This window comes from Xanthomonas pisi DSM 18956, from assembly GCF_001010415.1.
Taxonomy (GTDB): Bacteria; Pseudomonadota; Gammaproteobacteria; order Xanthomonadales; family Xanthomonadaceae; genus Xanthomonas; species Xanthomonas pisi.
This window is the reverse complement of sequence record NZ_JPLE01000249.1, coordinates 1-455: the sequence shown is the minus strand read 5'-3', so window position 1 is coordinate 455 and position 455 is coordinate 1. Positions and strand designations below refer to the sequence as shown.

General features: G+C 45.7%; 1 protein-coding gene. It reads right to left on the bottom strand.

What is annotated here, in order from left to right:
- Nucleotides 1–315, bottom strand: a 315-nt coding sequence (locus tag Y887_RS19715; RefSeq protein WP_157004358.1) for an Arm DNA-binding domain-containing protein, incomplete at its 3' end; no start/stop codon positions are given.
- Nucleotides 316–455: the final 140 nt, after the last annotated feature.

The following is a 455-nucleotide window of genomic DNA, read 5'->3' as shown; positions in this document are numbered from 1 at the left end:
ATTTAAGGCGTTACTACCGATTTCCATTGCTTTCAGAGTAAGCCATTTCTGTGCCAGTTCACCGACGGTGATATCTTTTTTTACCAGGCCAAATAGCTTCAGGTTAGGTGAGTCAGGGAATCGATCGGCATAATCAAACGTTCCTGTTCTGATTGCAAAGCAGACCGAGGCCCTTAACTCACCAGCGATCTTTCTGTTTTTCGGTGTATCGGGCACGCGAAGATTTTCGCGCACTCGTTTACCCCTGTACTTAAACGTTATTCGGAGTTTTCCTCCGTGATTTTCAACGCCGGCTGGATAGGCTGAATTCGCCATTGTTCCTCCTGCGTCCAAGAGCACGCTCAGGTTATACTCTTATGGACAAGAATTAAACATCCTGAGATGGTAAGGGTTGGCTTTTGATCCAAGTGTTGATGGTAGGAAGATGATAGAGACATTCGCTGTTTTTCTTTGGC